General features: G+C 43.7%; 9 protein-coding genes. All 9 read right to left on the bottom strand.

Annotation, left to right across the window (positions count from 1 at the left end; genetic code table 11):
* Positions 1-53 precede the first annotated feature (53 nt).
* Positions 54-797, bottom strand: coding sequence for a Spy0128 family protein (locus LG34_RS11555; protein ID WP_158582269.1), 744 nt, complete (start codon positions 795-797; stop codon positions 54-56).
* Positions 798-907: 110 nt separating this feature from the next.
* Positions 908-1,717 carry a class B sortase gene (gene srtB / locus LG34_RS11560; protein WP_242979891.1) on the bottom strand — a complete coding sequence of 270 codons (810 nt, stop codon included), beginning with the start codon at positions 1,715-1,717 and terminating at the stop codon, positions 908-910.
* 132 nt (positions 1,718-1,849) lie between these two features.
* Positions 1,850-2,941 (bottom strand): DUF7601 domain-containing protein, encoded by a 1,092-nt coding sequence (locus LG34_RS11565; RefSeq protein ID WP_109216193.1) that lies wholly within the window; start codon positions 2,939-2,941, stop codon positions 1,850-1,852.
* Positions 2,942-3,127: 186 nt separating this feature from the next.
* Complete coding sequence (gene lepB / locus LG34_RS11570) at positions 3,128-3,694, bottom strand: signal peptidase I (RefSeq protein ID WP_242979892.1); 567 nt, start codon at positions 3,692-3,694, stop codon at positions 3,128-3,130.
* 99 nt (positions 3,695-3,793) lie between these two features.
* A complete protein-coding gene (locus LG34_RS11575; protein WP_109216194.1) occupies positions 3,794-5,746 on the bottom strand; it encodes a hypothetical protein in 1,953 nt (650 codons plus the stop codon).
* Between the two features lie 259 nt (positions 5,747-6,005).
* Positions 6,006-6,875 (bottom strand): radical SAM protein, encoded by an 870-nt coding sequence (locus LG34_RS11580; RefSeq protein WP_109216195.1) that lies wholly within the window; start codon positions 6,873-6,875, stop codon positions 6,006-6,008.
* Positions 6,872-8,191, bottom strand: coding sequence for a Na+/H+ antiporter NhaC family protein (locus LG34_RS11585; protein ID WP_109216196.1), 1,320 nt, complete (start codon positions 8,189-8,191; stop codon positions 6,872-6,874). Before LG34_RS11585 ends, LG34_RS11580 begins: the two co-directional genes overlap by 4 nt.
* Positions 8,192-8,215: 24 nt before the next feature.
* Positions 8,216-8,599: a VOC family protein gene (locus tag LG34_RS11590; RefSeq protein ID WP_109216197.1), complete on the bottom strand. Its 384-nt coding sequence runs from the start codon at positions 8,597-8,599 to the stop codon at positions 8,216-8,218.
* A gap of 32 nt (positions 8,600-8,631) precedes the next feature.
* Positions 8,632-8,829: hypothetical protein (locus tag LG34_RS16955; protein ID WP_207657030.1), on the bottom strand; the 198-nt coding region annotated here is incomplete at its 5' end.

Genomic DNA, 8,829 nt, shown 5'->3' on the forward strand with positions numbered 1-8,829 from the left:
ATTACTCACCACTTGCAGAAGTGGGAGTCTTCTCGACTGAGATAAAATAATTTCTATAATTCTTCTTTTTTCTTATACTTACGATATAAACTAACACTGATAGCCACTCCAGCTGCAACAATAATTACGACCACGTAAAGTGCCGGATTCTGCATATCACCGGTTTTTGGTGCTTTTGCGGTTACGGCTGTGGCTGTTTTTACCGATGTTTTGGCTGGTGTTTCAATGGTTCCCGGAGTTTCTGTGGTTTTCCACTTGTTTTCAAATGTGATCTGGCTCTGTTTTCCGGATTGCCCCGGATGAACTGCCCACATTTCGGCTTCCAAACCGCCATTTTCGGCATTTGTCACACGAACTGTTACATCATATTCGGTAGCATCGTATGTGATGTTCTGATCTGTGCCGCTAAGCTGCCGAATGTGGTATTCATAGTCTCCAGGTGTTGTATACAGAATGGAGTCAAATGTCCCGCTCCCAGTTGCCCCAATCTGTATCTGGTTCTGCTCCGGCATTGGAAGGTCTGTCCGTCCGTCTGCTGCCTCCATTACGACTGTAAAAGCCGGATTCTTCTGCGTCTGACTGTCAGATCCATTACCTGTCATTTTCACTGACACTGGAATTGACACCGCACAGGTCTTTTCCGCCGCCATGGCAGGTAACGCAAATAACAGTGCACACCAGAAGAGCAGAACCATGGCTAACACAAAGATGCCACCTTTTTTGCTCTCCACGATTTTTTCAACAACCAGGTTTCCAGTTCCATTCACATTGTCTTTTTGCACGTTTTTCTGCTTCATTTCGCACCTCCTTCCACACATTTTTAGTCCTATTCTTTTTTCATCAAAACAACACTACTTTCTTCTAGCAGAATTATTCAGAAAACTGTTTCACTATTTTCAAAATACAGCTATTTCTGCTTGTTATCAGAGGATTCCTGCAGTTTTCCAAATAACACCACCCTTCCGTTTGTGGCAGATTCCGCACAGGTAGATAGAGCGATCACAGAATCCTGCGATGTTACACCAATGTCCCGATACTGCACCGCATGTTCCTGAACATACTGCAAAAGCTGCTGCATCTGCCCGGTCGTATCCGGTTCCCCGATATATCCATAGATCTGGCTGTCCATCGCATCTGTCTCCACACAGGCAAAAAATGTAATGGAACATGTTTTTTCCGGCAAATATAAGGTTCCGGTCTCATGCGTGGCAAAATATTCTTCATCGGCAAATTCCACCACATCACCAAACATGGCTCCATTGCTCATATGATGCCCATAAATCAGATTATATGGATCCGAAAAATCCGGTTGATTCGCACTCTGCAGAAAGATTGCTCCTGACAGTGCAAAGTCTCCATATACATCTTTATTGATATATTCCATATCATCTTTCCCACGCACCACCGGGTAATCGATGCCGGTATCATACACCGTCAGCCATGCACAGACATCTGCATTGATTTTTTGCAGATCCTGCAAAGAGGGATTGCTATCCTCCCCCTTTACAGGTTTCAGTTTCATCAGGTCCTGATCCGGCAGTGCACTGTGATAAATGCGCCAGGTGTCCCACAGGGAATAGCCGCCGTACAGAAACAACACCGTCATCAGGCAGGCAACAAATAGATTCATACTACGATTCGCAATCCGCAGCAGTTTTTCTGCAATGGTTATTCTGCGGTCATTTGCTGCTTCTGAATTTGAATCTGCATTCTGCATATTTACTTTTTCCAGTTGTTCCGTTTTTGTTTGTAATTCCCTGCTTCCTGTCATTTTGTATCACTGTTCTTTTTCATGTTCTGCCGCTGCTTTTTTAGCTCTGCGGTTTCCTGTTGATTCAATTTCGACTGCTTAAGATAATTTTTTTCTGCGAAAGAACAGTGCTCCAAGGGCAGAAGCCAGACCTGCAAGCAGTGCATACGGAGTTACACTGAGTGCAATACCTGTCGGAGATACCGTTTTCTTCGTATTTGTTACAACAACTGCGTTATCTGCTTTGGTCATTTCCTGAGAGGTTGCTGTTACTTTTGCAGAAGTGCTTGCTGCGGTATCTTTTGCAATACTCTGGGAAGTGCCGGTTCCTCTTTTTACTGCAAATGTGGTATCGTAGCCTTCGGAACTGCTCACATTCTCTGTTACGGTATAAGTTACAGTGGATGGAATACCCTTGATTTCAGCAATTGCTGTTTTATCTGCCAGATCCAGACTTACAGAGCCATTGCCCTGTGCATCTAAATCCACTTTCTTATCTCCAAAAGTAAAGGATGTGTTTGCCGGGCCCTTGAAATTAATTGTAAAATTAAACAACTGGTCCTTGTTACCCATATTTCCTTCTACTACTTTATCCAGACTCAGCTCATAGGTGGTGTAAGCGTCTGTGATATTGCTGTTTTTTCCGCCATATGTCGGCTGTTTTGTATTCTTATCAAAGGTCGGTGTCACTGCGGTTTCTGTAAATATAGTGGCATCGATTTTGTAACCGCCATCGCTGTCATTTACTACATAAACGTCCATATAACGTGTATTAGTGCCCACATCAGTAATATCTGTATTGGTATTTTCACTTTCAGTAATCACATAACGATAAATGCCAGGAGCGGTAAAAGTTCCATCCGGGAATGTGATGGATACGTTCTTTGTCACTTTGTTCTGTGTGATTGTGTCACCCTTTGTATAAGTTACGCTCGAAATAGTTGGTAAGCCAACACCTGCTTTGACTTCCGGAGAATTTGCTGTTGCACCTATCGCACTTCCCGCTGTAATGGTATAAGTATAGGTCACATTCGGTACATTTGCGCCCTCTGCGTTTTCCATTTGCAGCACTTTCTGGAACTGAACCACACTGTCTCCGGTGGCTGCCATCGCCGGGATCTGCATTCCGCCAAACATCATTACTCCTGCAACTGTCAGTGCTGATACACGTCCGATCATTTTCTTTTTCATACTCTTTTACCTTCCTTTTCAAATCCATACTATTTTTGTTCAGCTTGTTTGATGAAATTCTTTTCTTCGTATATTTACAATCCATCAAAGGTTATATCAGAGAAGAAATCAACTTCCACCACTGATATCACTTTCTATCAAATAAGCTCTGAGTATTTCACCGTTCTCTTAATATTCGCTCATTTCCTATAGCGAATTTCGTCGAATCACAGTGATAATTTTTCCTTTTATCTCACGTGTATCCACCGCTCCAAAATAACGGCTGTCTGTTGCACCTTCCCGATAATCGCCCAGTACAAAATATTGCTGCTCCTGCAATTGCAATGGATATATGACATCACTTTCGTATTGCGGAGTCTGATAAAAAATATTTTGTTCCAGTACGACACTCTCGTTGACCTTCACTGTTGCCTGTTCTGTAATTTCTACCGAATCGCCCCCTTTCGCGACAATTCGTCCCACGTACTGCTGATCGTCTTTTTTATAAACAATGACATCCCCGGCAACCGGATGTTTATCCAGTCGATAATACAACACCAGATCACCGGCACTCATGCGGGGTGACATATCTTCATTTTTGACTGTGGTGATTCCAAACATAACACCAAAAAGGAGATACAAAATTCCAATCAAAATCAGCAGACGTATCAGAAACCAGCGCCATTCTTTTTGAATAGCCACATCCTGTTTTTCCATCGTTTCAGTTTCTGATGTTTCTTTTTCCGAAATCACTTTCCTTCCATTACTTTTCATAAATCTTTCCGTTTTCTACCGTGGTTCTTTCTTGATTATATTCACCTCAAACAAATAGCCACCATTCCTTTAATCTAATTACTATGCAGGTTCATTTCATTAAAAACGTGAATGTTTTCTACGTTTGCTGTAAACCAGATATACTGCGCCAAGTCCCAGGGCAGCTCCCATCAAAATTCCCATAGGAATTGCATTATTCTGAACTCCTGTCGGTGGTGACACAATATCATAAACATACGTGTTTACAATGTTTGCAATCGCAGTTTTCTGATCCTGCACCATTATGGTTCCTTCGGCTCCCTCTGTGCCGTTAAATGTCGCATCGACCCGGTAGTTTGGAATCGCCGCCGGCAAAATTTCCTCGATCCGATACGTTCCAGCTGCCACATTTGTTTTTGTATAAGTGCAGGAATAAGAACCATCGTCGTTTCTGGTAAACTGACTTAAAGAAACCGTTTCCGACTTCTGATCCGGTCCTGTAATTTTCACCTGCAGCTGATAAGATGCTGCCTGATCCTCCGTCAGTCCACGTACTGTTTTGACAATCTGCAAATGTCCGGTATCCGGATTTGGATCTGGAAGTGTCTCACTAAAGGACACGTTGTCCAGATGATTTCCAACGGTTCCAGCTTTTGTCTTACCATCACCACCATTTTTATCAAATGCAGTTTCGCCTGCAACAAAGAAAAATCTTGTCAGATACTGATTTTCGCTGACATCATAATCCCCAGTGTGACGATACCACTGCACGTTATCGTCCGTGATGGTTGCCACCGAAGCTCCCGGATATTTTCCGGTATTATTTTGCACATTTGTGATAACATCCTGCACTTTACTCTGAGTTTCAACCTTATATTGTTCCGCCAGTTTTGTAGACATAATCACCACGTACATCATATCTTTCTGTTTACTGTCATTCGCTTTCGTACCACGTCCGCGATGATAAAGCTGCCAGTAAAGTTTTGCCCCCGGAGTAGTCAGTACATCCTGATACAGCGCACCTGGTTCGTTTGCATTCAATTCTGCAAACTGTGTTCCACTGGCTGCTGCCTCTACCTTATGCCATTCCAGAGACTGCTGTGCATGTGTCTTTCCGGTATCTTTGTCAAACTTATCTGTGGCAGCACTGACATACTCAATTTCTGCATCCTTTGCAGTTGTCTTCCAGATGAGCCCTGGAGTTCCGTTGGAATAAAACGGCTGATAACCAGTTTCTTTGGTTGTCACCGGTGTTTCAAAATCTCCATTTTCCAGCTGGTTGTAGTAGCTAACCTGAAGTGCCGCTGACTCTGCCAGAAGCTGACCGGAAGCGTCCTTTACCTGAACCTTGTAAAAACAACGGGCGCCTTTATCCAGCGCAACATTCAGATCGGTTCCATCTTCCGATACATTGTAGGAATTTCCGGTTACTTTATGCCGTTCTACCTTTGTCCATGTATTCGTCCCTTCGGCATGCTTGTACCATTCCAGAGTGATTCCGTCTGACTGCTCACCGGTAACCTGTGCATTTAAAGTTCCGGAATTTTCAATGTTATCTGTAATTGTGACAGAAACATTTCCTGCTGCCAGAGGTTCCACAGCTGCTGCATTTTCGGATGCATTATTTTCTACATCTGAACCATTTACAGTTTCACCTGTTTGATTCTCAGCATCGCTGTCTGTAGTTTTTGTTGCATCTTCTGCAGATGATTTTTCTGCATTCTGTGCTTCATCTCCCTGCAACGATTCCTTCTGATCCATTTCAGAGTTTATTTTTTCCTGCAAAGTATCCTCGGCTTCTACATTATCATTCTGTTCCTTCTGTGATTCTTCCGTTTGTATTTCTGTTAAATTTATCTCTTGTGCATTGTGTTGCATGTTTTCTTCCGTGGAAGCAGTTTCTCCCACATCATCTTCTTTCTGCGTACCGTCCGCCTGCATCACAACCGTCTGCGCCTGATTGGAAGTACCTGCGTTTCCAGATTCTTCTGCCTGCACAGATACCCCGGTCAGTGAAAAAAGCAACAGCAACGCCAGTAAAAACGTGAGAGGTCTTTTGAATTTTCTTCGCATTCCACCATCTCCATTCCCGAAATAAAGCCAGATTCCCTTTAACCCAAAGTTTCACTTTTATTTCTAGGTAATTTATATGCAGAAAGGCAAAAAAATATGACAGGAAATTTGAAAAATTTTCCTGCCATACAATAATTTACTCAATTTTTATTTTCTATACACATTTGCACAAACCAATAATGTACTTGTAATCCAGTCACAACTAATCTATATTCTGGGCACGAATTAGTCGCATTCAAGAAAATTTCTCAGGAGCTCTTTATAATCTACGCATGTACTCGTTTTTAAATGCATCCCGCTCCCGGCTTTTCTGAATTTTCTCCAGCATCACCGAAATGTCCCGGTTCAGATTGCCCGCCAGAGAAATATAATTGGAAGCGTGATTGGAACGAAATACCGTTCCTTCCGAATCTACATGTGTCAAAAACAGCTCCATCTCCTCAAGCACCTGCGCCGGTGTCAGAAGCTGCATCGCACCGGATTTTACTTCCTTTAGCATCGGTGCACCCGGCTCTAAAAGCAGCGTCAGAAATCCCAGATAATCCGGTTTCATCGCTGTGATTAGTTTTGCAGATGCAATCGCATGCTCTTTCAGCAATTTCTGTCCACCAAGACCAGAGATCAGCGTCACACTGAGCCGAATCCCTGTTCCACGTAACCGCTCCGCGGCCTGTACATATTCTTCCACCGTCACACCTTTGTGGATATGTTCCAAAATCTCCGGACTTCCGGATTCTGCCCCCAGATAGATCATATCAAGCCCAAGTTCATGTAATTCCTGAAGCTCTTTTTTCGATTTTCGCAAAATATCCTGCGCGGTTCCATAAGAAGTAATGCGCTCTGCCTTTGGAAAATACTGTCTGCACAAACGTAAAATCGTACACAATTTTTCCTGTGACAGCACCAGTGCATCCCCGTCTGCCAGAAAAATCCGCAGACTGCGATTTCCGTAATAATCTCGTGCTTCTTTTAAATCTTCTTCCACTTCGCGCAAAGGCTTTACATGAAAGCTTTTTTCTTTGTACATCGTACAAAACGTGCAGCTGTTGTGCGCACATCCCACCGTCACCTGCAAGATCAGGCTGTATGCCTCACTTGGCGGACGGTAAATCATTCCTTCGTAATTCATATGTCTCTTCTTTCCTTCTGCGGCACCAGGAAGATAAATACCAGTGAACTAAACAACAGCAGAATCGGATAAAATAACTTCGGCATAATTTGAAATGCCGACAGATCATATCCCAATTCATGCGCTGCGGAAATTGCTACCAGCATCTGCGCACCATACGGAATAATTCCCTGCGAAACTGCAGAAAACGTATCCAAAATCGATGCTGTTTTTCGCGGTGTAATGCCGTACTCCTCCGCCATCTCTTTTGCAATCGGATTTGCCATAACGATAGCTACAGTATTATTTGCCGTCGCCACATCCATAGCGCCAACCAGCAGTCCCATACCAAGCTGACCGCCTTTTTTCCCTTTAAACACTTTATGGATGCCTGCTAACAATGCATCAAATCCGCCATATTCCCGGATCAATGCACAAAGCGCTGCCACAAGAATTGCCACCATACAGGTCTCAAACATACCGGAAGCACCGTTTCCGACATTTGCCAGCAAATCTGCCGGACTGATATGTCCCACCGCCAGCATAATGATTGCACCGGACACGATTCCAATCAGCAACACCACAAACACATTAACGCCGATAATTCCACCGATCAGTACCAGAATATATGGCACAATCTGAAGCAAATGATAACTCTCCGTCACGGTTCCAGAGATATCCGTCCGGAAGGACAGAATCAAAATCAAAATCAGCGTCGCAATCGCCGCCGGAAGCGCAATCCAGAAATTCTCTCGGAACTTGTCCTTCATCTCGCAGTCCTGTCCGTTGCAGGCGGCAATCGTCGTATCCGAAATAAATGACAGATTATCGCCAAACATGGAACCGCCCATGACAGAGGCCACGCAAAGCGGCAGTCCAAAACCGGAAGCGTTCGATACCGCTACCGCAATCGGTGTCAGCAGCGTAATCGTTCCAACGGAAGTTCCCATTGCCAGAGACACAAAACATGCTACTCCAAATAAGACTGCCACCGAAAACCGCGCCGGAATAATCGACAGCATAAAATACGCCACACTCTCGGCACTGCTTCGTCCAACCACGCCGACAAATACACCAGCAGTCAAAAAGATCAGCAGCATCGTGATAATATTTTTATCTGCCAGTCCATGCGCCATAATGCCAAGTTTTTCATCAAAACTGACCTTACGATTTTGCAGACAGGCGACCAAGATCGCCACCAGAAAAGCAAACACGATCGGCACATTGTAAAATCCCATCGGGATCTTCATAACATATTCAAATAAAATACCAAGTCCCAGATACAGAACCAGAAAAACTGCGATCGGCAATAACGCAATCGCTCTCCCTTTTCTCACTAATGCATTTCCTCCTGTACTCGTTTATTTTTCATGGAAAAACTCAATTTCTTCGCCAACTGGTCCCCGGCAGAACGCAATACGCGCCGGAAACGGAATCTCAGATGCGATTTCAATATCCTTCGGCTCCACAAACACCTCATATCCGGCAGCACGAACAGCTTCCACACAGGCATCTGTATCCTCTACTGCAAATGCAAAATGACGGATTGTTCCTGTCTCCAGAGGAGTCTCCTCTGTCTCAAAAATTTCCATCAGGCCAGCTCCGGTATCGTACATGATGCCGCTGTTCCAGCTTCTTGCCACCGGAAGACCAAGCACCTCACCGTAAAACTGCTTTGTTTTCTCAAATTCCTCTTTTCCACAGCATTTTAATGCTACATGGTGAATTCCTTTTATCAGACTCATAATTCAACCATTCCTTTTTTATTTTTTTATTTTCATAACTGATATATTAACGCAATTTTTTTAATTACACAACGAAAAAAAGAACTCTGGATATTTTTTCCCGGAAAACGACGATTAGCGTCCGGGACAAAATATCCAGAGTTCTCTTCATAACCTGAATTTATCTCACTCTGAGTTGAGACTCCCACTTCTGCAAGTGGTGAGTAATAACAAGTCTTTCTCAGTGGGAG

Origin of the sequence: Eubacterium ramulus, from assembly GCF_003122485.1 — a bacterium.
Lineage (GTDB): Bacteria > Bacillota > Clostridia > Lachnospirales > Lachnospiraceae > Eubacterium_I > Eubacterium_I ramulus_A.